Annotated in this window: 16 protein-coding genes; 9 read left to right on the forward strand and 7 right to left on the reverse strand. The window is 37.5% G+C overall.

Translation table 11 applies throughout. From position 1 onward, the window contains the following. Positions 1–45: 45 nt before the first annotated feature. From H4J75_RS11475 to H4J75_RS11505, 7 genes are all read left to right on the forward strand, one after another. Positions 46–1,314, forward strand: a complete 1,269-nt coding sequence (locus tag H4J75_RS11475) for a UbiH/UbiF/VisC/COQ6 family ubiquinone biosynthesis hydroxylase (RefSeq protein ID WP_182222200.1) — start codon at positions 46–48, stop codon at positions 1,312–1,314. Positions 1,315–1,790: 476 nt separating this feature from the next. Next, complete coding sequence (gene gcvT / locus H4J75_RS11480; protein WP_182213933.1) at positions 1,791–2,879, forward strand: glycine cleavage system aminomethyltransferase GcvT; 1,089 nt, start codon at positions 1,791–1,793, stop codon at positions 2,877–2,879. A 184-nt stretch (positions 2,880–3,063) separates the two neighbouring features. Next, a complete protein-coding gene (gene gcvH / locus H4J75_RS11485) occupies positions 3,064–3,453 on the forward strand; it encodes a glycine cleavage system protein GcvH (protein ID WP_070374238.1) in 390 nt (129 codons plus the stop codon). A gap of 243 nt (positions 3,454–3,696) precedes the next feature. Beyond that, complete coding sequence (gcvP, locus tag H4J75_RS11490) at positions 3,697–6,588, forward strand: aminomethyl-transferring glycine dehydrogenase (protein WP_182222201.1); 2,892 nt, start codon at positions 3,697–3,699, stop codon at positions 6,586–6,588. A gap of 289 nt (positions 6,589–6,877) precedes the next feature. Next, positions 6,878–7,507: a heme-binding protein gene (locus H4J75_RS11495; protein ID WP_182222202.1), complete on the forward strand. Its 630-nt coding sequence runs from the start codon at positions 6,878–6,880 to the stop codon at positions 7,505–7,507. A 332-nt stretch (positions 7,508–7,839) separates the two neighbouring features. Then, entirely contained in the window at positions 7,840–8,826 is a 987-nt protein-coding gene (locus H4J75_RS11500) for a transposase (protein ID WP_182222203.1), read from the forward strand. A 321-nt stretch (positions 8,827–9,147) separates the two neighbouring features. Beyond that, the gene (locus tag H4J75_RS11505) at positions 9,148–10,887 is read left to right on the forward strand and encodes an ATP-binding protein (protein WP_182231407.1); all 1,740 of its coding nucleotides are present in this window, start codon (positions 9,148–9,150) and stop codon (positions 10,885–10,887) included. Between the two features lie 332 nt (positions 10,888–11,219). On the opposite strand, the gene H4J75_RS11510 is transcribed toward H4J75_RS11505, so the two are convergent. Then, entirely contained in the window at positions 11,220–12,065 is an 846-nt protein-coding gene (locus H4J75_RS11510; RefSeq protein WP_182222205.1) for a LytTR family DNA-binding domain-containing protein, read from the reverse strand. A 146-nt stretch (positions 12,066–12,211) separates the two neighbouring features. On the opposite strand from H4J75_RS11510, the gene H4J75_RS11515 reads away from it, so the two are divergent. After that, positions 12,212–13,492: an acyltransferase family protein gene (locus H4J75_RS11515; RefSeq protein WP_182222206.1), complete on the forward strand. Its 1,281-nt coding sequence runs from the start codon at positions 12,212–12,214 to the stop codon at positions 13,490–13,492. Between the two features lie 374 nt (positions 13,493–13,866). Beyond that, positions 13,867–16,755, forward strand: coding sequence for a pitrilysin family protein (locus H4J75_RS11520; RefSeq protein ID WP_182222235.1), 2,889 nt, complete (start codon positions 13,867–13,869; stop codon positions 16,753–16,755). Between the two features lie 266 nt (positions 16,756–17,021). Here the strand turns inward: H4J75_RS11520 and adhP are convergent, their stop codons facing one another. The 6 genes from adhP to H4J75_RS11550 form a co-directional block, all read right to left on the reverse strand. After that, positions 17,022–18,032 carry an alcohol dehydrogenase AdhP gene (gene adhP, locus H4J75_RS11525; protein ID WP_182213919.1) on the reverse strand — a complete coding sequence of 337 codons (1,011 nt, stop codon included), beginning with the start codon at positions 18,030–18,032 and terminating at the stop codon, positions 17,022–17,024. Positions 18,033–18,358: 326 nt separating this feature from the next. Next, complete coding sequence (locus tag H4J75_RS11530; protein WP_182222207.1) at positions 18,359–19,018, reverse strand: peptidylprolyl isomerase; 660 nt, start codon at positions 19,016–19,018, stop codon at positions 18,359–18,361. A gap of 292 nt (positions 19,019–19,310) precedes the next feature. Continuing rightward, on the reverse strand, positions 19,311–21,065 hold the full coding sequence (locus tag H4J75_RS11535; protein ID WP_182222208.1) for a M14 family metallopeptidase: 1,755 nt from the start codon (positions 21,063–21,065) through the stop codon (positions 19,311–19,313). A 2-nt stretch (positions 21,066–21,067) separates the two neighbouring features. Next, the gene (locus tag H4J75_RS11540) at positions 21,068–22,714 is read right to left on the reverse strand and encodes a M14 family zinc carboxypeptidase (RefSeq protein WP_182213913.1); all 1,647 of its coding nucleotides are present in this window, start codon (positions 22,712–22,714) and stop codon (positions 21,068–21,070) included. 263 nt (positions 22,715–22,977) lie between these two features. Then, positions 22,978–23,766, reverse strand: a complete 789-nt coding sequence (locus H4J75_RS11545; protein ID WP_182222209.1) for an amidohydrolase — start codon at positions 23,764–23,766, stop codon at positions 22,978–22,980. Then, entirely contained in the window at positions 23,754–24,884 is a 1,131-nt protein-coding gene (locus tag H4J75_RS11550; protein ID WP_259366379.1) for a methionine aminotransferase, read from the reverse strand. Before H4J75_RS11550 ends, H4J75_RS11545 begins: the two co-directional genes overlap by 13 nt. Between the last annotated feature and the right edge of the window lie 122 nt (positions 24,885–25,006).

Consider the following 25,006-nt stretch of genomic DNA (forward strand, 5'->3'; position numbering starts at 1 on the left):
CCAGTTAACCTAACGTAAAGCCATTTTAAAATTAAGAAGAATAACATGCAAAAATTTGATGTATTAATTGTTGGCGGCGGCATGGTGGGCTTAACCTTAGCTTTAGCGCTACGTCAGCAAACACAGTTAACCGTTGCTATTGTTGACACTTCACCGCCGGATGAATTACCAGAACAGCCTGATGTTCGAGTTAGTGCGCTTAATGTCGCCAGTAAACAAATTTTTGATAATCTTGATGTTTGGCCATTAATTCAACAAAAACGTATTCAAGCTTATACTGATATGCATGTTTGGGATAAAGCTGGCTTTGGCAAGTTACTTTTTTCTTGTGACGATTTAGCCGATACCTCAGCCAATGAACAGCTAGGTTGGATCGTTGAAAATAGCGTTATACGTCAGAGCCTTTGGCAAAAAGCACAAGCAGATCAAGGTATAATTTTTTATACTGAAAATACCTTAAGTAATATAAGTATTGGTGAGAGTGAAGCTTTTGTTAGTTTTACATCAACTAACGGTAATCCTATGCCAATAACCGCTAAATTAGTGGTTGGTGCCGATGGCGCAAATTCTTGGGTTAGACGTCAAATGGCGTTCCCCTTAACTTTTCGTGATTATGATCATCACGCTATTGTTGCTACGGTAAAATGTTCACAAGGACACCAAAATACCGCATGGCAAGTTTTTCTAGAAACTGGCCCTCTAGCGCTACTGCCACTTAACGACGCTCTTGGAACGCAAGACTTATGCTCGATTGTTTGGTCTACATCCCCCGAAGATGCAATTCGTTTAAATGGCTTAACTCCAGCAGAGTTTTCAAAAGCGTTAACAGCAGCAAGTGATGGAAAATTAGGGAATATTGAACTGCAGAGTAAACGTTTTACTCATCCGCTAACTATGCGTATCGCCCAAAGCTTCGTTCAAGAGCGTATTGCTTTGGTTGGTGACGCTGCTCATACCATTCATCCATTAGCAGGCCAGGGCGTTAATTTAGGTTTACTTGACGCGGTATCATTGGCGCAAATTATTAATGACAAAATAACCCAACAAAAATCCCCTAATGATGCTTGGTTAACCACTCGTTTGTTAAATGAATATTCACGTTGGCGTAAAGCCGAAGCAACCGAAATGGTTGCAGCAATGGAGTCAATTAAACAAGTGTTTACGCCTCAACAAGGCGCTATAAAATTGTTGAGAGGTCTGGGTTTGTCTTTAATTAATAACTTAAAGCCCGTTAAGCAAGTCTTAATTAAACAAGCATTGGGTTTGAAAAGTGATTTACCTAAACTTGCAAAACTCAAAGACAAGTTATTTTAAAATTAACGTTGCTTTGAGCATTTAAGCAAACGCTTTTGACATGACTGTAAGAGCTTGTAATAACGTTTGCTCTGTTTTATAAAACTTATCTAATGATTGTCTTTTAAGTGTATGGTTAATCGATGAAAAATAATTTTATAAACGTCCTAATATTCCTCCTTCCTTTTGATATTATTAGCTTTTAAATTAATAAGTTTTCCTGAAAAAAAATGTCAGTAAAAAACACAAAATAAAAACCCAAGATTCTATTTTTTTACGAAGTAAAACTGATTATAATTTTCAAAACATGTGGTTTTAAAAATTAAATTTGGATTAAAATATTTATCTGGTTTAAAATTTGTATTATTGACTGTTTTCTTTGTTTTTAGTTGAATAGGTTGCTTTGCGCGGCTATAATCTGGCCAATTATTTTGTAAATATACTACCTTTAAGCTTGGCTTAATGGTGAATTCAACAATTAAAGTGGAATACATACGATGACTAATAAAACCGTATTACATGCTAAGCATATTGAAGCTGGCGCAAAACTAGTTGATTTTCACGGCTGGGAAATGCCAATTAACTACGGCTCGCAAATAGAAGAGCATAATGCTGTTCGAACTGATGCCGGCATGTTTGATGTTTCACACATGACCATTGTTGATATTAAAGGTGTTGATGCCAAAGCATATTTACGCCGTTTAGTGATCAACGATGTTGCAAAATTAACCGTTGAAGGTAAAGCCCTTTATACCGGTATGCTCAATCACGAAGGTGGTGTTATTGATGATTTGATCATTTATTTCTTCACTGAAACTTATTATCGTTTGGTTGTTAATTCAGCAACGCGCGTAAAAGATTTAGCGTGGATGAATGAACAATCGGCTGGTTTCGACATTACAATTACCGAACGTCCTGAATTTGGCATGATTGCCGTGCAAGGTCCTCAAGCTAAAGCTAAAGTAGCTTCACTATTAACACCAGAGCAAACTCAAGCTGTTGAAGGTATGAAGCCATTCTTTGGTGTTCAAGCCGGCGATTTATTCATTGCCACCACGGGTTATACCGGTGAAGATGGTTATGAAATAGTGGTTCCAGAAGACCAAGCAGCAGATTTATGGCAAAAATTACTCGACGCAGGTGTTGCACCTTGTGGTCTAGGCGCTCGTGATACCTTGCGCTTAGAAGCAGGCATGAATCTTTATGGTTTAGATATGGACGAAACTGTTTCGCCATTAGCGGCTAACATGGCATGGACCATTAGCTGGGAACCAACAGATCGTAACTTTATTGGCCGTGAAGTATTAACTGCCCAAAAAGCTGCTGGCGACCAACCTAAACTTGTTGGTTTAGTCTTTGAAGAAAAAGGCGTATTACGCACTGGCTTAAAAGTGATTACGCCATTTGGTGAAGGTATTATTACCTCAGGTACATTCTCGCCAACATTAGGTCATAGTATTGCTATGGCTCGTGTTCCTCGCAGCGTAAGCTTAGGCGACACTGTTGAAGTAGAAATGCGTAAAAAATTAGTTAACGTTAAAGTGATCAAAGCTGGCTTTGTTCGCAATGGCAAAAAAGTTTTTTAATTAATTTTTAATCATAAAAATTTGTTTTAAAAGCAAGTAGAATGACAATGTTGGTCGAGGGTAAATCTATTTGCGCTTGTCCAATATAGAAGAATAATTAAGCTATAGTATTTAATTGTTAGCCAATAGCGACAATTGAAATTGAGTTTACGATAAACAATAATTAACCTCAGGAAAATAAAAAATGAGCAACATTCCTTCAGAACTAAAATATGCAACATCACACGAATGGGTACGTCAAGAAGGTAACGGCGTAGTTACAGTTGGTATCACTGAACATGCACAAGACTTATTAGGTGACATGGTATTTGTTGAATTACCTGATGTTGATGACGAAATCAGTACTGGTGACGACGTTGCAGTAGCAGAATCTGTAAAAGCAGCTTCAGACATCTACGCACCCGTTTCAGGTAAAGTTATTGAAGTAAATGAAGACTTAGAAGATTCTCCTGAATTAGTTAACTCAGACGCTTTTGGCGCTGGTTGGTTATTCAAGGTTCAGTTAGCTGATGAAGCAGAGTTAGATGCTTTATTAGATGCTGAAGGTTACGCGAATTCTATTGACGAAGACTAATTTCGGGCACATTTAGCTTTTATGCTGCGTTGCTTTTGATACTCGTCTAATCTCACTTGCTTAATAGCCTTTAGCTAAAGGCTTATTAAGCTTATAAGACTGATAAATTTAGCGCCTTACCAAAAAGCTAGCTGTTTACGAAATCTGTTATTAAGCCTCCAACTGCTTGTTTGGGGCTTTATTTTAGTTACGCCGTAACTAAAGACCCAGTAAATTAATTACCCACTTAAGAGAAGCTGTTTTATGACTACTCAATCAAAATCACTTGCTTATTTAGAGCAAACTCAAGACTTTATTCGTCGTCACATTGGCCCTAATGCCGAACAAACTCAAGCGATGTTAAAAGACATTGGCGCAGAGTCGGTTGACGCACTTATCAATGAAATCGTACCAAGTGATATTCGTTTATCAGCATTGCCTGCGATTGAAGAAAGTAAAACAGAAGCGCAAGCCTTAAGTGATTTAAAAGCGGTTGCAAGCTTGAACAAAGTAAACGACACCTACATTGGTTTAGGTTACTACGGCACATTAACACCGAACGTAATTTTGCGTAACGTGTTAGAAAATCCAGGCTGGTACACTGCTTACACGCCTTACCAACCAGAAATTGCTCAAGGTCGTTTAGAATCATTATTAAACTACCAGCAAATGTGTATCGACCTTACCGGTCTTGAACTAGCTTCTGCTTCATTATTAGATGAAGGAACTGCGGCTGCTGAAGCCATGGCATTAGCAAAACGTGTTTCTAAAAACAAAAAATCAAACTTGTTCTTTATCTCAAGTGATGTTTATCCACAAACTATCGACGTTGTTAAACAACGTGCAGAAATGTTTGATTTTGACGTTATCGTTGCTCCTGCTCATGAAGCCGCTGACCATGATGTTTTTGGTGCTTTGCTACAATACCCAAGTGCATCGGGTGAAATTACAGACATTAGTGAGTTAATTGAAAAAATTCACGCAAACAAAGGTATTGTTGCGGTTGCCGCCGATATCATGAGTTTAGTGATGTTAAAAGCACCGGGTGAATTAGGTGCCGATGCCGTTATTGGTTCAAGCCAACGTTTTGGTGTTCCAATGGGCTACGGCGGACCACACGCTGCATTTTTTACTACCTCTGAGAAATACAAACGTTCATTGCCTGGTCGTATTATTGGTGTTTCTAAAGATACCCGTGGTAACGCTGCATTGCGTATGGCAATGCAAACTCGCGAACAACATATTCGCCGAGAAAAAGCTAACTCAAACATTTGTACTGCCCAAGTACTCTTAGCTAACATGGCGGCGTTTTACGCGGTCTATCATGGTCCAAAGGGCTTGAAAATCATTGCTAATCGTATTCATCGTTTCGCAGATATTTTATGCTTAGGTACAGCCACAAAAGGCTTAACAGCTATTCATGCTAACTACTTTGACACCTTAACGTTCAATTTAGATAATAAAGAAGAAATCGTTGCACGCGCATTAGCCGCAGGTGTTAACTTCCGCACTGATGTTGTGGGTCAAATTAGTATTTCTCTAGATGAAACAACGACTCGTACTGATATTGCTGGTTTATTCGATATATTATTAGGCGCAGGCCATGGTTTAGACGTTAGCGACCTTGACGACAAAATAGTCAGTAGCGGTCATTCTTCAATTCCTGCAGCATTAGTACGTAAATCTGAAATATTGACTCACCCGGTATTCAATTCATACCACAGCGAAACAGAAATGCTTCGTTATATCAAAAGATTAGAAAACAAAGATTTAGCATTGAACCATTCAATGATTTCTTTGGGTTCTTGTACGATGAAGTTAAATGCAACAGCACAGATGATCCCGGTATCATGGCCTGAATTCGCTAACATGCACCCATTTGCACCCATTGACCAAGCCCAAGGTTATAAGCAAATGATTGACGAGTTAGGTGATTGGTTAGTTGAACTAACGGGTTACGACAATATTTCAATGCAACCTAATTCAGGTGCTCAAGGCGAGTATGCGGGTTTAATCGCGATTGTTAAATATCATGAAAGTCGTGGCGATGCACATCGTAATATTTGTTTAATTCCATCTTCTGCCCACGGTACAAACCCTGCGTCTGCGCAAATGGTTGGTATGAAAGTTGTTGTTGTTGCTTGTGATAAAGAAGGTAACGTTGACATGAACGACTTGCGTACTAAAGCAAGCGAAATGGCCGACAATCTTGCCTGTATTATGATCACATACCCGTCAACGCACGGTGTATATGAAACAACAGTAGCAGAAATTTGTAACATCGTTCACGAACATGGCGGTCAAGTTTATCTTGACGGTGCAAACATGAACGCACAAGTAGGCGTAACGTCGCCAGGCTATATTGGCGCTGACGTTTCTCACCTAAACTTGCATAAAACGTTTGCTATTCCACACGGTGGCGGTGGCCCAGGTATGGGACCTATCGGCGTTAAAGCACACCTTGCACCATTTTTGCCTGATCATGCATTAATTAACGTTAATGAAAGTACTAAAGGTAATGGAGCCGTTGCAGCAGCACCATTTGGTAGTGCGGGTATTTTATGTATCTCTTACCTTTACTGTGCAATGCTAGGTAAGCAGGGCGTAACAGATGCGACTAAATATGCTATTACTAATGCTAATTATTTAGCTAAAAAGTTAAGCCAACATTACCCACTTTTATACGCAGGAAAAAATGGTCGTGTTGCTCATGAATGTATTATCGATTTACGTCCACTTAAAGCCACATCAGGTATTAGTGAAGTTGATATAGCAAAACGCTTAATTGATTATGGTTTCCATGCACCTACGATGTCGTTCCCAGTAGCGGGTACTTTCATGATTGAACCTACAGAATCTGAGTCAAAAGTTGAACTTGACCGTTTTGTTGAAGCGATGGTTTCTATTCGCGACGAAGTACGTAAAGTTGAATCGGGTGAATGGTCAAGTGACGACAACCCATTACATAATGCTCCTCATACGTTAGCGGATATTACTGATACTTGGGAACGTGGTTATTCTATTAAAGAAGCGGTATTCCCCGTTCCTGCTGCAGCCAAAAATAAATTTTGGCCAACAGTTAATCGCATCGATGATGTCTACGGAGACCGTAACTTAATTTGTTCATGTCCTCCAATTGAAAGTTATCAAGACTAGTTTTTTGCTGTCATCTGTTAATTAAGTTTGTGAAAGTTTAATTAAGTTTGAAAAATTAATTAAGTTTGTGAAATTTAAAAAGGCGAATCAGAAATGATTCGCCTTTTTATTTATTACGGTTAGAAAAGTGAGCCGATATCGGCTTTCTTGTAATTCAGCACTAGTCAACCGCAACCAACAGGTTTTATTGAAGATAAAATTGAACTAATTTCCCAGTTTTACGTATTTAGTCTTAATAAAAAATGAAAACAGTGATAAACACTGTTTTATAAGACCTCAAGGAAACTCTATGAAATTACTTTTCGCACTTCTTGTTCCACTGATTTTGGCCGGTTGCTCCGTGTTTGGAGAAAGTGGAGTTGAAAACGCGCCTTATACACTATTGAAATCTGATCAGGTACAGAAAATTGAAGTGCGTAACTATGAATCGATAGTGCTAGTGTCCTCCGACATGTCAGCCGACGGAATGAACGGTGCTTTCAGGAATCTGTTCAGATATATTACTGGTGAGAATGAAGGCTCCACAGAAATAGCCATGACAGCACCTGTATTGATGGATGAATCAGAGGCAGTATCTAAGGGGACCAAAATCACTATGACCGCTCCGGTGTTTATGAAAGAGCGATCAGAACAACAAGTAATGTCATTTGTAATGCCTGCCGACTTTACAATACAAAGTACCCCTAAGCCAACCAATCCAGATGTATGGATAACAGAAGTAAAGGATTACAAAGTCGTGGTGATAAAGTTCAGCGGGCTGCTCAGTGATAGTAATGTTGAAACACAAACCCGAATCCTCAATAGCTGGATAACGAAAAACGGCTATACCGCAGTTAGCGAGCCTATTAACGCAGCCTACAATGGTCCTTTCACTATCCCATGGCTTCGCCACAACGAAGTGTTAATTGAAGTAAAATAGCCCAAAATGCATTACTATTGGTTGCTTTAAATGCCAGTTAGGGTATCTATTTTTCCTCTGACTGGCTTGCTGTTGTGCAAGACGAAACATTTAAATGTTTGCTTTTTCGAATAGCGTTCACTGACAAAATAGTCACAATAATAGCCCCCCCATAATAACTTATGCAGTTTTTGTTCGAGACACTTCTTCCTTCTTAATAGGCCACCCATAATAACTTATGCAGTTTTCGTTCGAGACGCTTCTTCCTTCCTAATAGGCCATCCATAATAACTTATGCAGGTTTCGTTCAATAAACTAGACTTAAGTTACCTTTATTCAGTCGGGTGATTGTTATGCCTAAGCCTCGTTCACAACAAATTAGTTTATTGGATACACCTTATTATCACATTTGCAGTCGAACGGTACGCAAGGCTTTTTTGTGTGGCGTAGATAAGCAGACGGGTATTAGTTTTGAGCATCGACGCAGATGGATTGAAAAGCGATTATTTACATTATCTCAGGTATTTTCGATATATATCTGTGCTTATGCTGTCATGCATAATCATTTACATATTGTCTTGCATGTCGATAGTGAGCCAATAGAGCGCTGGTCAACCGATGAGGTATTGCAACGTTGGCATCAATTATTCAAAGGGACCTTATTAACTCAAAAATATTTGAACAAACAACCGCTTGATAAGTTTCAATTAGCGACGGTTGAAAGTACGGCTGAGATTTATAAGCAGCGTTTAATTGATATCAGTTGGTTTATGCGCTCATTGAACGAGCCGATAGCCCGACAAGCTAACCGAGAAGACCAATGTACCGGGCACTTTTGGGAAGGGCGCTTTAAATCACAAGCACTGCTTGATGAAGGGGCGTTACTGTCGTGTATGGCATATGTTGATTTAAACCCTATACGAGCAGGTATTGCAGTTACCCCAGAGCAGTCTGACTTCACCAGTATTCAACGACGCATTAAAGCGGCTATAACCGGTGAGCAACCGACCTGTTTATTACCTTTTATGGGTAATGAACCCCATCAAGAATCAACTGGCGCGGGTATTTATTTTAGCTTACAAGATTACTTAACTCTGGTTGATGAAACAGGACGCCTCCTGCGTGATGATAAACGAGGCGCCATCGACACTACTAGCGCAACTATCCTCGCGAGGTTACATATCAATGATGAAAGTTGGCTAAAGCTTACGACGGATTTTGAAACTATCTTCACAGGCGCTGTCGGTACTGCTGAGCATTTATGTGAATTTAGTGAGCATGTTGGTTTGCAGCGAACACATGGTATAGCGAATGCTCAGGCTTGCTTGAATAGCGCATAACGTTTTTATGAATAAGGCGTAATCGTACTACTCTTTTAGAGTGGTGGGTTTAACTCGGCTATCATTTGATGTTTTAAAAAAGTAGTTGCGATAAAGGACTATAGAAACTCGCTTTACCTTATCAATAGGTATTGTTATAAGCTAAAAAGACAAGAAATGGCTTATCATCATTATTTATTGTTATTATGGGTGGCATAGTAATTTAAACATTACTTCAAATTTTGCTTAAATGGCTATACACAAATACAATTAAGTTAATATTGTTCACATATATAAAAGATTCTTTATTAAGGCCGTCAATTAATGTTAAACACACCGAGCATGGAAATTAATAGTCATCTGGCTAATCGATTACTATTAGTGTTTATAATATTTTCTACTCCGGCCTTAATTAGCTCTCTTCTTAGAATTTCTAATATTGGTTTCCAGCCCATAATGGGCATTCAAATTAGTATGTACTTTATTTCAGCAGCTATATTTTTTTTTCGTAAGCAAGTCTTCTACAAATTTAAAGCTTATTTCATTACTAGTTGTTTTCTATTATTAGCAATTGGCGGCATGATTCAATTTGGCTTATTTGGTGCGGGGATATTACTGATGATTATGTACACTGCTTTATGCAGTCTACTTTTTGATCGTATTTCGGCATTAATTAGTATTGCCGTTGGATTTATCATTATTACGTCTATTGGTATTGCTTATATTACCGGCCATCTTACTTATATAGTCAATGCTGATGAGTATCACACTTCTGTTAATGCATGGTTACTCATGTTGGGTACCACTATTTTTGTTGCGACAAATTTATATATTGTGCTGACATTTATGTCTTCTCAGTATCAACAATCATTAACTGAGTTAGATAAACAAGTTAAATTAAGAACAAAGGCTTACGAAGCTGAAAAAATTAAAGCAGAAGAAGCTAGTGAAATAAAATCGCAGTTTCTAGCTAATATGTCTCATGAAATAAGAACCCCTATGAATGGTGTTTTGGGGGTGATGCAGTTATTGCGTTTAGAACATCCCAACGAAAAACAAAACACCCTGATCGACACCGCCATTTTTTCAGCCAAAAATTTATTAAGAATTTTGAATGATATTTTAGATTTTTCAAAAATCGAAGCAAATAAATTAGATATTGAAAATATCGAATTTGAACTACAGCCTATTCTAGATTCAATCAACTCAAACGTAGAGTTAGATATAGATATGAAAGGTATATCGCTCAATTTCATCAATAAAACCAGTAAAAATACGTTGTGGACAGGTGACCCTACTCGTTTTTATCAGGTATTACTTAATCTTGTAACCAATGCAACTAAGTTTACTGATACTGGCGCCATTAATGTTTATATTACTCAAAAGAGCATCAATGGAGTGTCATACCTAACTTCAGAAGTGGTTGATACAGGTATAGGTATGAGCACAGAAGAAATCAACAATCTTTTCCAAAACTTTAGCCAAGCAGATGCATCGATCACTAGGAAGTTTGGTGGAACTGGGTTAGGTCTATCAATTGCAAAACGCTTAGCAACATTAATGGGAGGTAACTTAACGGTCACCAGTAAAAAAGGGGAAGGGTCAACATTCATTTTTACAATTAAATCTAAATCTAGATCTATTATCTCACCTTTAGTGGCAGCTAAAAATCCAAAAATTATCAGTAACGACTTAGCACCAGACTGGTCAAATAAAAGAATATTAATTGCAGAAGATAATAGAATTAATCAAAAAATAATTTGTGCCATGTTAAAGCCGACTCATGCATTATTACACTGTGTAAATAATGGTAGAGAAGCCGTAAACTTAGCCTTTAATTTTTCCCCTGATATCGTGTTGATGGATATTCAAATGCCAGAGATGGATGGCGTTACAGCAAGTAATGAACTCAGGAATAAGCAATTTAATAAGCCCATAATTGCATTCACCGCAAACGTAATGAAAGGTGATGTAGAACACTACCTAGCAAACGGAATGAATGACTGTATCCCTAAGCCTGTAGATATGAATCTATTATATCGAACCATTTCAAAGTTCTTACAAAGTGACCAAAGGAGTTAATCTAGATACAAGTAGGTACAAGAAAAAATAACGCATTAAGTTATTTTACGCACAGCGTGAGCCTTTAGGTCGTTGACCTCATATTAGACAATCTGATTGAAATAGATAAATTGATTAACTCCGATTAGTTTTACTCCACAAAATAAACATAATACCTATTTAAGTGTGCAAAGAACTTGGCCATTATTATGGGTGGCATAGTTAATCGCAATTATTATCATGGGTGGCATAGTTAAATTATTATGGGTGGCAGAGTTAATCACTATTATGGGTGGCAGAGTTAATCATGGGTGGCATAGTTACTCATCTTATGGGTGGCATAGTTAATCCCACTACCCAGCGAGCCGAGTATTTACCTCATCACGATAACGCCGTGATAACTTCAGTTGACGCCCATTATTTAGCGTTAATAAAAAATCACCTGTTTCTAACGCGATAATTTCTTTAACTAAGTCCAAATTTACCATTGTAGAACGATGAATTCTTACAAATTGATGTGGATCTAACCTTTTTTCCAAATCAGCCATTGTCGTTCTAATTGGATAACAACTCTCACCAATATGCAAATTCATATAGTTGCCTGATGCTTCGACCCAAGTAATATCGCTCACCCTAATAATAAATTCTTTACCTATTTTTTTTACAATTAATCTTTCTACATAAATTGAGCCTTGTGGACCTTCACCAACCTCTATTTCTCTTGCTTCATTATGTAGTCGGCTGATAATGAATCTATAGATATAAAATGTAGCTAAGATTGAAATATAGCTGCCTAAATCCTTGCGATATTCATAAATCAGTTCTACTGACCAGTCTCCAAAATCATAAGTGCTTTGACTGAAATAATAATAAAAGTGTCGTAAAGCTATCATTAGATAAACATGTAATACAGAGAAGACTATAGAAAGCGGAAGGTGTAATAAAAGACTCTGTTTAATTTTACTAATATTAATTGGATGTTTTTTGTCTATATAAAACAGTATAGGAATCAAAATAAAGATTGAAATTTGGCTAGAAAATTCCCAAACAAATGGCTGCCATCGCTCAATAGACAACCCTCGGCGCTGATAATCGTCAAGGACTGAGAAGCTATTGACCAGTGCGGTAATCGTACCAATAAGTAACCAATATGATACTTCAAGCTGTTTTTGATACTTTTCATATAACGGGTGTAGCAAATTAAAAATTCCTTAAAAGTGATGCGTAAAATCTTATCACATCAGCTTGCCTCTTATCACAAAAACAGTAGATTCAATTACTTAGGTGTTGATGAGTTTACTGTGAATTGATTAAATAGTCTTCTTAAAATCGCAAAGGCTGACTTATGAACATAAATTTAGAGAGCAATAATAACCGACGATTCGATATAGATCACCTTAGAGTTTTTGCGTTTGGACTATTAATTTTATATCACACATGCATGCTTTATGTTGCTGGGTGGGAGTGGCATATCAAAAGTAATTACCAAAGCAATTTTTTGGCAAACCTTATGCTAGTGGTTCAACCATGGCGTATGGCATTAATATGGATGATTTCAGGTATTGCATCTTATTTTCTCCTGCAAAAACTATCCATAGGTAATTTCTTAACAAGTAGAACCATACGTTTATTACTACCTTTAACCTTTGGTATTCTATTTATAGTACCGCCACAACTGTATTTTGAAATGAAATTTAATGGCGATATGGAATTAACTTTCTGGCAATTTTGGCAAATCTTTTTCGATTTAGACAACCCCATTTTTGATAAATATAAATCGGGAATATTGCCACATATCGATGTTAATCATTTATGGTATTTAAGAGAGTTATGGGCTTTTACTTTGGTGCTGATAGTTCTTCAACCCTTACTGTATTTACCTGTAATATCAAAAGCGGTTAAAAAGTATAGCGATGCAGTTGGCCTGTACAGTGTGTTAATTATCCCTTTGCTTATACTGTTTGCACTTGACTATTTTGTTTTTAAACAACTCGAAGGTGATAGATTACGCCAGGCCACAGGCTTTACCTTCTTTATTACGGGTTTCTTAATTGCAAATCAGAAAGGCTGGTGGTTAGCAATGCAGAAAGTAAGAAAGCTAGCATTAGGGCTTGCTGCTATTAGTTATATGCTTCTTATTTATCGCTATCAAACTATTTATTTGGATGAAAGTGTTGCTATAAATAGTCAAATGGAAATTATTTTTAGTTTAGCGTCAGCAGCGAATAAGTGGTTGTGGTTAGTGAGTATATTTGGCTATGCCTATACTTACCTAAATAAAGAAAACAAGGTGATTCAATACCTTAATCCTGCGGTATATCCCGTATATATTTTACATCAAACGTTGATTATCTGTATTGGTTCATTACTCAGCCCATTCGAGCTTGGCGGAGCTGTAGAAGCAGTGCTGGTTTTGGTAGGAACATTATCTATATGTGTTATTAGTTATGAAGCTATTCGTCGGCTACCATTGTTAAAGCCATTTTTTGGCTTAACTATTTCAAGGAAAGATATGCCATCGGTGAGTCGTGTGTTTTTTAAAGCTAAAGTCTATCGAAGTGTGGGCATCTTGATTGTTTTACCTATAGCTATTCCCATATTTGGTTGGTTCTTTTATCTTTATTAACGATTAATCTGTATTTACATTCTCGTCATGGAGGTGAGAGCTAATATCTACTAATGACACTATCGCTCATATATCTATAGTATGCGTGAACGTCGAATCAGAGAGTTTTTTCATAAGCACAAGAAAAAATGTTTTACTCCATACCTATTTATGAAGACAAACCCGATAATATTATTGGGTTTGTTATTTGAGCCGACTTGAGAAGATATTTTAGAAACGTTAATTGGTTATAAAATAATTGCCTTCCCATTTTATTTCTTTATTTATGACCCGTACTTATTTTGTTACATGATGTCGTGGCTTATCCTCAAAAATTTAATGAAAAATTTCTCAGAGTTACATAAAATACAGCAATAAAAATAAAGGGAACTATGATGAAAAAGAAATATTTAGCGGCTGTCATAGCTGCAAGTTTAACGTTATCCGCCTGTATGGCAACCAGCAACGACTCTGGCAATAGTATGTCACAGCAATCAAGCCAAGAGAGTGCAAACAAAGTCTTTAGCCAAAAATACTTGTTCAAAGAGTTGGCTAATGGTTTACGTGTCTTAGTGGTAAAAACAGACTATCCAGATCTTGTTTCAGTACAAATCCCCGTTTCTGTAGGTTCTCGTGATGAAAATGAAGTAGGTAAAACAGGTTTTGCCCACTTCTTTGAACATATGATGTTTAAAGGTTCAGAAAAATTTCCACAAGCTGTTTATGCCGATTTATTTAAAAATGCCGGTGTTGATAACGGTGCTTACACCACCAACGATTATACTAACTATCATTTAGATTTTTCTAAAGATCATTTAGATAAAGTATTAGAGATTCAAGCGGATCACTTTAAAAACCTAAAGTACACCGAAGCACAATTTAAAACAGAAGCCTTAACGGTAAAAGGTGAGTATTTAAAAAATAATGCTAGTCCAACTCGAAAGTTGTTAGCGGCGGTGCGAAAAGAAGCATTCGATACTCATACTTATAAGCATACCACTATGGGCTTCTTTGAAGATGTAGAAGCAATGCCTGATCAAGTTGCATATGGTGAACAGTTCTTTAAACAATTCTATAAGCCAGAATACGTTTCTTTAGTAATTGTCGGTGATGTTGAACCAGAAGCAACAATGGCCATGGTCGAGAAGCATTGGGGAAATTGGCAAAAAGGTGATTTTGTTAGCACTATAGCACCTGAGCCAAAACAGGAAGCTGCGAAATATGTTCATGAAAAATTCGATGGCTTACCGGGTCACTGGTTACTCGTTTCTTATAAAGGTGCTGATTGGCAACCCAAGAAAAAAGATCGCGCGGCTTTAGATTTAATTTCTGAATTGTATTTTTCCAATAACTCAGCATTGTATCAAGAACTCGTTGTTGATAAGCAGTTGGCTAGCCAAATGTTTAACTACAACCCTGAAACAAAAGATGCTGGCTTACGTCACGTATTTATCAAAGTGAATGATGAAAAAGACCTAGCAACGGTTCGTGATGCAGTAAACCGTACTTACGCACAAGTAAGAACTGAGCTCGTTTCTTCAGAAAAACTTGATAACTTAAAGTCTAACTTAAAATATAGTTTTGTTAATAGTTTAGATTCATCAGAGTCTATCGCTTCAACATTGGCGAGTTATATGCATTTTGACCGCGATCCCGAAACGATTAATCACCTCTATAATAGCTTTGACAATATTACAGCTGAAGATATTCAACGTATTGCTAATGAATACTTTATTGATGAAAACCGCACAACAGTGACTTTATCAGCATTAGATGAGATTGCCGACTTCGAACAAGAAGTTGACTTAAATGGCGCCGTTGCAAAAATAGTCATGAAAAATTCGCAGCCGAGTACTCCACAGTTTGCGGTATTAGATAAGACCAATGACTCACCGTTGATTGATGTTAACTTCTTATTTTATACCGGTGCTGCAGCAGATCCAGCCGGTAAAAAAGGGGTAGCGGCTTTAACCGCTCGTATGTTAACTCAAGGCGGCTCGGCAACAAAAAGCTATCAAGATATTAAGAAAGGTTTATACCCTTTAGCTGGACGTTTTTCGTCGCAGCTTGATAAAGAAATGATGTCATTTACTGGCCGGGTGCATAAAGATAATGCTACTCAGTGGTACGAACTTATTAGCGATCAATTATTGAATCCAGGATGGCGTGAAGACGATTTTAAGCGTCTGAAAAAAGAGCTTGTTGACGGTATTAAATCAGGTCTTAAATCTTCTAATGATGAAGAATTAGGTAAAGAGGTGCTTTATAGCGAACTTTATCAAGGGCATGTTTACGAAAACTACAATAGTGGTGATTTGTCTGACTTAGCCGCAATTACTCTTGAAGATGTTAAAGCATTCTACAACACCCAACTTACCCAAGCAAAATTAAACTTAGGTATAACTGGCGCTATGCCTAGTGCTTTAAAAGCACAATTAATGACAGATTTAGCGACTTTACCCGTCGGTGATGAAAAGCGCTTAACAATTGCTAAAGCACCCGTTTTAAAAGGTCATCATGCGACAATTATAGAAAAAAGTGCGCAATCTACAGCGGTATCTTTTGGTTTTCCCATTGATACTATACGCAGTGATAAAGACTGGGCGGCACTTTGGTTAGTGCGTTCATACTTTGGTGAACATCGTAGTTCTAACAGCTACTTGTATCAACAAATTCGTCAAGCGCGTGGTATGAACTATGGAGATTATTCTTATATTGAATATTTTCCACGAGGGATGTACCAAACTAAACCTGATGCAAATTTAGGTCGTTCTAGTCAAATTTTTCAAGTGTGGTTACGTCCTTTACGTTCAAATAATGATGCTCATTTCGCAACGCGTGCCGCTTTGTATGAATTGGACAACTTGATTGAAAAGGGCATGAGCGAAAAAGACTTTCAAGCAACACGTAATTACTTAACGAACTATGCACCGCAATTAGTGGCCAGCCAAGATCAACAGTTAGGTTATGCACTTGATAGTGAGTTTTATCAAACAGAAGAGTTTGTTAAGTACGTTCGCGATCAATTTGCAAAACTATCATTAGATGATGTTAATCGTGTTATCAAAGAAAACTTACAAACAGATGATATTCATTATGTTTTCATTTCAGACGATGGTAAAGACATGAAGCAACGTTTGTTGTCTGAACAAGTATCACCGTTAACATATAACAGTGATAAGCCAGCAGAGCTTTTAGCGACAGATAAAATCATTGAAAGTTACAAGCTAACACTGCCGTCTAAAAATGTTGAAGTGATTGCAATAGATGAGGTTTTTCAATAAATTGCGTTTAAGCTCACTTTAATAAATATTCGTTATTATCTTATTGAATATTACAAATAACTTAATAAGAATAACGCATGTAGTTAAAAATAAAAAACCGGCATCTGCCGGTTTTTTTATTTATTAATAACGATTAATTGTGCTTTATGCATCGAGTTTAGATATATCGGTTATTGGGCTAATAAACGGTGATTGTAATTTTCCAACTCAAATTACCAAAGATATTGCTGCGTTAGTTGCAAATGCCAATAGCTAGATAGAAATGATTAAAACTTCATAACCACTCGACCGGTAATTTCGCCGTTGATCATATCTTCAAAGATATCATTAATATCTTCTAGTGACTTTTCAATGGTGATCGCTTTAACTTTTCCTCTAGCGGCAAAATCTAAGCATTCAACTAAATCTTTACGCGTACCCACAATAGAGCCGACAACGCTAACACCATTTAAAACAGTATCAAATATAGGTAACGGCATATCTTCGGCGGGTAAGCCAACTAGTACACACTTACCCCCACGACGAATAACTTGGTAACTTTGTTCAAAGCCACTTTTACTAACAGCGGTACAAATACTGGCATGAACGCCGCCTGTTTCAGCTAAAACTCTTGCTACAACATCATCACACTTGAAATCTAAACAAAAAGAGGCACCCAAATCTTTAGCCAATTTCAATTTTTCAGTGCCAGTATCAATAGCGATGACATTTAAGCCCATTGCTACAGCATATTGCACAGCTAAATGCCCTAAGCCACCAATACCAAAAATAGCTACCCATTCACCTGGTTTAGCCGTAGATACTTTTAATGCTTTATAAGTTGTAACACCTGCGCAAAACAAGGGGGCAGCATCTACATAGCTAATCTCGTCTGGTATTTTTACAACATAGTTGCCATCTGCTTTACAGTATTCAGCATAACTCCCATCAACAGAGTACCCTGCATTTTGCTGTAACAAACAGAGGTTTTCATTACCAGATAAGCAGTAATCACAATATCCACAAGCACTATATAACCATGGAATACCTACACGGTCACCAAGATTAAGGTGCTTAACTTGCTCGCCTACTTCAACGATTTCTCCAACACCTTCATGGCCTGGAACAAGTGGCATCTTAGGTTTTACTGGCCAGTCACCATGACACGCATGTAAGTCGGTATGACATACACCACAAGCATGAACCTTTACTAAAACTTCATGACTCGAAATTGTAGGCTTATCAAGTTGTTTAATCTCGAGCTTGTCTTTGAATTGATGAATAACAGCTGCTTTCATTAGTGACCTTTCTTTACGTTAATACATTGTAAAAAATATTATAGTACTCAACTTTAATAAAAATATGATGTAGAACAATAAATGGTCAGAAAGAAACGTTAATGGCTATCTTAATTTGTTAATAAATAATAGCCATTTAGTAAAGGTGAGTTATTTTTCTTGAGACATAATAATGTTTACTTATATCAAGGTGAAGACTGTTTTATTCATGGCTTTTAAGCGTGAATGCATATCTTGAACATTAATTTTTTGATCTGCCGATAACACCAATAAGCGATTATTACTCACCGGTCAATCTGATGTGATCAGCAAGAATTAATATTAAGTTATTCTTTGTCGGCGATACGGATTGACGCTTTAATGATGTTGACCGCTTCTCTAGTTTTACCTCTTCGGCTACCTAAGGCTTCAATTTTAGTTAAGCTATCTTCTAAATCAGTCACTACTTTACCAAAAACAGTATGATTACCGTCTAAATGAGGTGTCGCGTTAAAAGTAATGAAAAATTGACTGCCATCAGTGCTTGGACCTGAATTTGCCATACTTAACATACCCGGTTCACTGTGGCCTATGTCACTATTAAATTCGCCATCGTATTTATAACCTGGGTTGCCCGTGCCATTACCCAATGGATCGCCACCTTGTGCCATAAAGCCAGGAATAACACGATGAAAATTTAGCTCATCATAGAAACCCAATTTAGTTAAGTAAATAGTACTAGAAGCATGCATAGGCGCAGAGTCAGTGAATAGCTTGATGGTCAGATTACCTTGGTTTGTTTGCAGCTCCCAAAAGTAATCTTTCCCTTGGGTGAAGGTCAGTAATGGCGGTTTACTTAACGTCGTTTTCCAAGCAGGGTTTGTTTTATCAACCGCTTGTTTAGTAATAAATCTATCAATAGTGTTTAATGCGGGATCTATTCCGCAACATGCGGCCAGTATCATTATTAACAAAAGACTGGTGATGATGTTTTTCATATTATTCATAAAAGACTTCTTATTTTATTTTAATTTTTTGAAAATAGACTAAGTTATCAAATATTATCAGGTATTAACGACTAAGAAATAATAATTTTTATTAACTGATCAATCATTAAGTCAGCAGCTTAAGATGACTAAGCTTTGATGCCAACAATGCTGTTTCGTATGTAAGGCGTATTATAATATTTTTAGCACTTCACTAGAGGGGAGAAGTGTTAAATAACGGCTAATAAAAAACCGACAGAGGCCGGTTTTACATTACTATGTTATTAGCAGAATATTACCTTTATATTCTTTGTTAAAACTTAAACGCTTTACTGTGCTTGCCGCCTTTTTCTGAGTCTACTGTCACTTTATAAGTCCCTTTGCCATCGACAATCCATTTCACTATGGTTGTTGAGTGACCCGCAAGCGTGGCGACCTTAATCGTTGCTGGGTTTAAGTCGTGGTCAGTATGTGTGTTGGCACCTTCGCTAATAACGGTTAACCCACTTAATATTGAAAAGTCATCCGAGAGAATCGATATGCGGTCTTCAAACGACAAATTATTATTAATGTCTTGTGATAATCTTGTCGGAATTGCTCGCTCATTAGCAATATTAACCGTTATTTCATACAAACCATTACTGAGCTTGCGCGTTGATGAACGAGTTACTTCTAACTGTGGCATATGGTAGGCGTGAAATAAGGTAAAGGCCATATTTCGGTGTGCTTCTTCTTCTAATAGGAAAGAAGGGGGCGTTCTACCAAAATTCTTCTTAAAACCGCCAACTTCTATATCGCCATAAATTGGATGCTTTACTTTAGTCCAAGGAACAAAAGCATCACCAAATAAAATATGCTTGTTGAAATTGTGATTTTGATTGCCTAATTTATCGCTTGTTTTATCGTTTGGGCGAAACATATTAGCCGATGTCCAAAGTTCATTCGTAAATGCCATAATACCGTTGTTGCCATAAAACCAATCAAATTCTCCACCGTAGACTTGATAAAGATCTTTCCAAGCGACGAGGTAGCGGTAATTGGGTAGTATTTGCTCACCTTGGTTGGCGATAAAATCATAGACGCTAATATCAGAACGGGTATATTTGTTATTGGCTTTACCCGGACCACGTAAAATCATACCACCGGTATTATGGTAACTTTGCGCGGCAGCAATATTACGATGAGCTTTAACAAATTTAGCCACTGCACTGGTTTCTTTTAATGAAAAAGGGTAACGGCGTGCACCTCTTTGAATATAAGCTGGCTCCCATTCATGGGCCCAATCACGATTAGGATCATATTCGTAAACCCCTTTACCATCTTCGTTGACAAGACCGTCACCATCGTTGTCGTATCCTTCAGCTCCTAACATGCGGTAATCGCCAGTTTGACCTTCTGCAACAGGTACCATTAAACCTGGGTATTTCTCGTCTTCTTTATGAGTACCACGTACCTTATCTTTAATGCGCATGCGAGTAATATGGCCATCATTATTGAGATCTTCTGGACCATCTTCATCGATTTCACCGTCAAGATCGTTGTCAGTAGGTACCATGCCCGAACGAGGAGAGTGCGCAGTATTAGCCTGCTTCATAAACCAGTCACGCCCGTCAGGATTAATTGTAGGGACAATATAGAAAGCTTTATCGTTAAGTAGCTCGGTGATCCACTTCACTTTTCCGTAGCTTTCAGTTAAATACCAAGCGGTATAAAGAGAAACCTCTGTACCTTGAATCTCATTAGAGTGAATATTGCCATCAATATACATCGCCGGTTTTGTCGTATCATCACCGTTGTTATAATTGGTAATTTTAATAACAAAAATATCACGACCTTCGTAAGACTGACCAATAGATTCCAGTCGAGTAAGTTTAGGGTAAGCTTTATTTATTTTTTTGAGTATCGTTATAGTACTTTCTGAGTCATAAAAACGATTCCAGCGAATATCTACTTTTGGGTCTAAAGGCGCACCTAATGCCTGTAATCCAGTGAGTTTGTCTGCGGCTTGTGCCGTTATAGTTAACAAAGCTGTGGCCGTTAAAATGCAGGTGAGCAATATTTTTTTCATGATTAAGCTCCAAAATTAACGGTTTGTGTCACCGCATCGATGACAGGTGAAGATACTTCAAATGAGGCATCATTGAAGCCTTTGGTATTGATCAGCCACTTGATTTCTTGTTGACCGCCATGAGCGGCGATAGGCGCTAATAATGTCCGCTTGCTACCACCAATAAATTGTTCTTTGGGTAAATTCCACTGAACTCTTACGGGAAGCATCCAACGGGTGAGTTTACCCATGGCGCTTTGTGTTGGAAGTTTACCGATGTTTTTTATTTTTAAGGTCACTCGATAAAGATCTTTACCTATTTTTTTTACGCTCTGGCTCACGTTAAGCTCAGGAAAAAGTGTGGTTAAGGAAGTAATATATTCCGAACTTTTAGTTTCAGCAAATACGCTAATATCAGGATTATTTAAATAGGCAAGTCGAAAACCACCCACTTCCACCTTTTCATTTACAAAGTCTGGGTGTGAAATATTTGTCCACGGTATAATCGCCCCTTGTAGATTTTTTTCCTTGGCGTTAGTAACCAAACGAGCTTCTTTGGTATCTTCGCTTGCTGATGTGTTTTTGTTTTTTTCAACATCAGCCTCTTTGTTTTTTTCTACGTCAGCTGATTGGGCAATGGTTATTTGCTTAAAATTCCAGCCATTGGTGGCTATTGACCAACGACCACCGTGAAAATAGGCCCAGTCGTGAAAAGTACCTCGACCACGGTTTTCTGCTTTTACCTGCCAGTCTTTATGGGCTTGCTGCCATAGGTGAGTAAATAATTTATAACCGTCAACATCTTCTTTAGGCATTTTATCAAAGGCTTCCAGTGGACGTTTATATTCACTTACCAGTACTTTATTAGCCGACCAGTTTTCATGGAGGTTGTCGTATTTAGAAAAATTAACGGTCATTAAAATATTTTGATGATCGATAACAAAATCTATTAAGGCACGCGTTTCAGGTTCAGATGCTTGATTAACACCAGAGCCAATACCAAAATAGTCATAGTTATAGGTAAAGTTTTTATTTATTGCTGTTCCGCCATAGCCATCTTCATCTAATTTACCATCACCGTCGTCATCTTTTCCTTCATTGAGTAAACGGTATTGACCTGCTTCGTTTTTGAGGCGATCAACTTTTACTAATAAACTGGCATCTTGTTCACTAGCTTTGTATGGGCCAGAACTGTCTGAGATCCTTAACTGAGAAATAAAACCATCGTTGTTGAGATCATTAGGACCGTCTTCATTTATTTTTAGGTCGTTATCGTCATCTGTTTTTAAGTGATTAAAGGTCGTTGAATAACCATTTTTACCCAGTATAAAACTTGTTGCATCAGGGTTTGGCATAGGTACGATAAATATACTTTTACCATTTCGGGTGACTTTACCTGACTTTAGATCCTCGATTAGGCGCATCGCAAGTTCAGTACCGACTAAATAATCGCCATCAACGTTGCCAGTAACCAAAATTGCTGGTGAGCTTTTATCACCAAATTGAGCCACGATTATTGACTTTCCTGATCGTGAAGTACCAATTTGCTGAGTTTGAACACCCAGTTGTTTTAATTGTTTTAACATTTCTGCATGGCTGGTGTATTGGTTAATATAGTCTTGACCAAGACAACTGCCAGAGATGAGGAATAACGCGAGTAGTCGCTTCATTTACTTATATGCTCCAGTTATAAAAACGCTTAATTATTATAATTTGTTTTATAGGCGAACTTTAATTAGCCATAAAGAGTATATATTTTATTCAGTTAATTCAAAGAAAAGTGAATTAAATGAGCTGGTTTGCTAGTAATTCAGGTTAGATGATCAAAATGTATAAAAACCTAAAACAACTTAACCACTTATAATGTTGTTTTAGGTTTGTCTTGTTTATAACAATAAACGGCTTTGGGTTACGAGAATAAATCGACTGGTTTTTAATACAACTCAAATTTATCTGCATCTAAAAAGGCGGGGAATTGATTTTTAAATTTATCAAGTTTGCTGAAGTCGAGTTGGGTTGTGATGATTTTTTGTTGGTGATCAGTGGCAGAAAGTATGTTTTCACCATCAAAATTAATGAAAGTTGTGCCACCAGAGTGAGGCATATCGTTACCATCTGGTCCGATACGATTAACTCCAACGACAAAACTTTGATTTTCCATTGCCCTGGCTTTTAATAAGGTATCCCATATATGACGACGTGGAGCAGGCCAATTAGCAACGTTGACCATAAGATCATAATCTTGGCGGTTTCTCGACCAAACAGGAAAGCGCAAATCATAACAAACCAAAGGCAGTATTTTTATACCCCTAATGTTGATTGTTTTTCTGTGCTGGCCTTGCTCAACAAAGTCTTGCTCTTTACCTAAACGAAACAAATGGCGCTTGTCATAATGTTCAACCCTACCATCAGCAAAGACCCAATAAAAACGATTCACTTTTTTATCATTTTGGCTCACTAAAACCGTGCCAGCCACTACACAGTTATATTGCTTTGCTATTTTTTTTAACCAATGTAGAGCAGAGCCACCATCTTCTGGCTCTTGCACATCTTTTCTATTAATACAAAAACCGGTTGAAAATGTTTCTGGTAGCAATAATAAATCGGCAGCCGCATGGTCAGTAAAGTGATCTTTGAAAAGTTGCTCTAAACGATCAAAATTGCTTTGTTTGTCTAACCAACTAATATCGAACTGCACTGCGGCTATGGTTAAAGTTGACATAATATTCCTGCGGCCTTAAGTAGGGTATCGTCGTTTTTTGCGAAACAAAGTCTGATTACTTTATTGTTTTTATGATAAGACTCCCTTTTGTCAGCGGGATACAGGGGGCTCAATGGAATGGCGGCAACACCAACTTCTTGGGTTAACCAATGACAAAATTCACGATCATTAAGTGCTGAGATTGCAGAGTAATCAAGCAATAAAAAATAAGTACCTTTTGACGGTAGCATTTTAAAGCGAGAGTCTTTTAGTGCATTGATCAGTAAGTCTCTTTTTTGCTGATAGAAATTTGATAACTCGGTGATATGCTCGGGGTGCTGTTTTAGCATTTGCGCTATAGCTATTTGTGCCGGGGTAAATGAACAAAAGGTAACGTACTGATGAATTTTTCTAAACTCGACCGTAAGCGCATCAGGTGCGGCGCAATAACCCATTTTCCAGCCGGTGCAATGAAAGGTTTTACCAAAACTAGAGACGACAAAGGCGCGTTTAAACAAATCAGGGTAACGTAAAATACTTTCATGACGTAAGCCGTCAAACGTCATGTGTTCGTATACTTCATCGCTTATTACATATAAATCATATTTCTCAAGCAAAACTTGTAAGCTAGTAAGATCTGCAGCACTCAGTATTGAACCCGTTGGGTTGTGTGGGCTGTTGATAATAATGGCACGTGTATTTTCATTAATTGTTTGCTCAACTAAGGACCAGTTTATTGCATAGTTAGGCGCATCTAGTGCGACATGGCGACAAACTCCACCAGCAAGTTCAATGGCTGTCTCATAAGAATCATAAGCGGGATCAAAAATAATAACTTCATCATTTGGGCGAACCAGCGTTTGTATTGCAACCCATAGTGCTTCGGTAGCCCCGGAGGTTATTGTAACGTTTTTTAAGCCATTAAGTTTTTGTGCAGTGGTTAAATCTGTTTGATACTGTCGATGCACCATAGCGGCAACTTGCGTTAATAACTCAGGTAAACCGTTTGAGGGTGAGTATTGATTTTTACCTTCACTAATGGCTAAGTTTATTTTATCTTTTAAAAATTCTGGAGTATCAAATTCAGGAAAACCTTGCGACAAATTAATTGCCTGATATTGATTTGCCATCATCGACATTTCTGTGAAAATACTGGTATCTAGATTGGGCAGTTTACTGGTAAAAGAAGATGGCACAAAAGGCTCCCTGGATTATTAAGTCGATATTTTTGAGGAAAATTAGCTTAAATAAGCATGGTTCA

Origin of the sequence: Colwellia sp. BRX10-1, assembly GCF_014077545.1 — a bacterium.
Taxonomy (GTDB): domain Bacteria; phylum Pseudomonadota; class Gammaproteobacteria; order Enterobacterales; family Alteromonadaceae; genus Colwellia_A.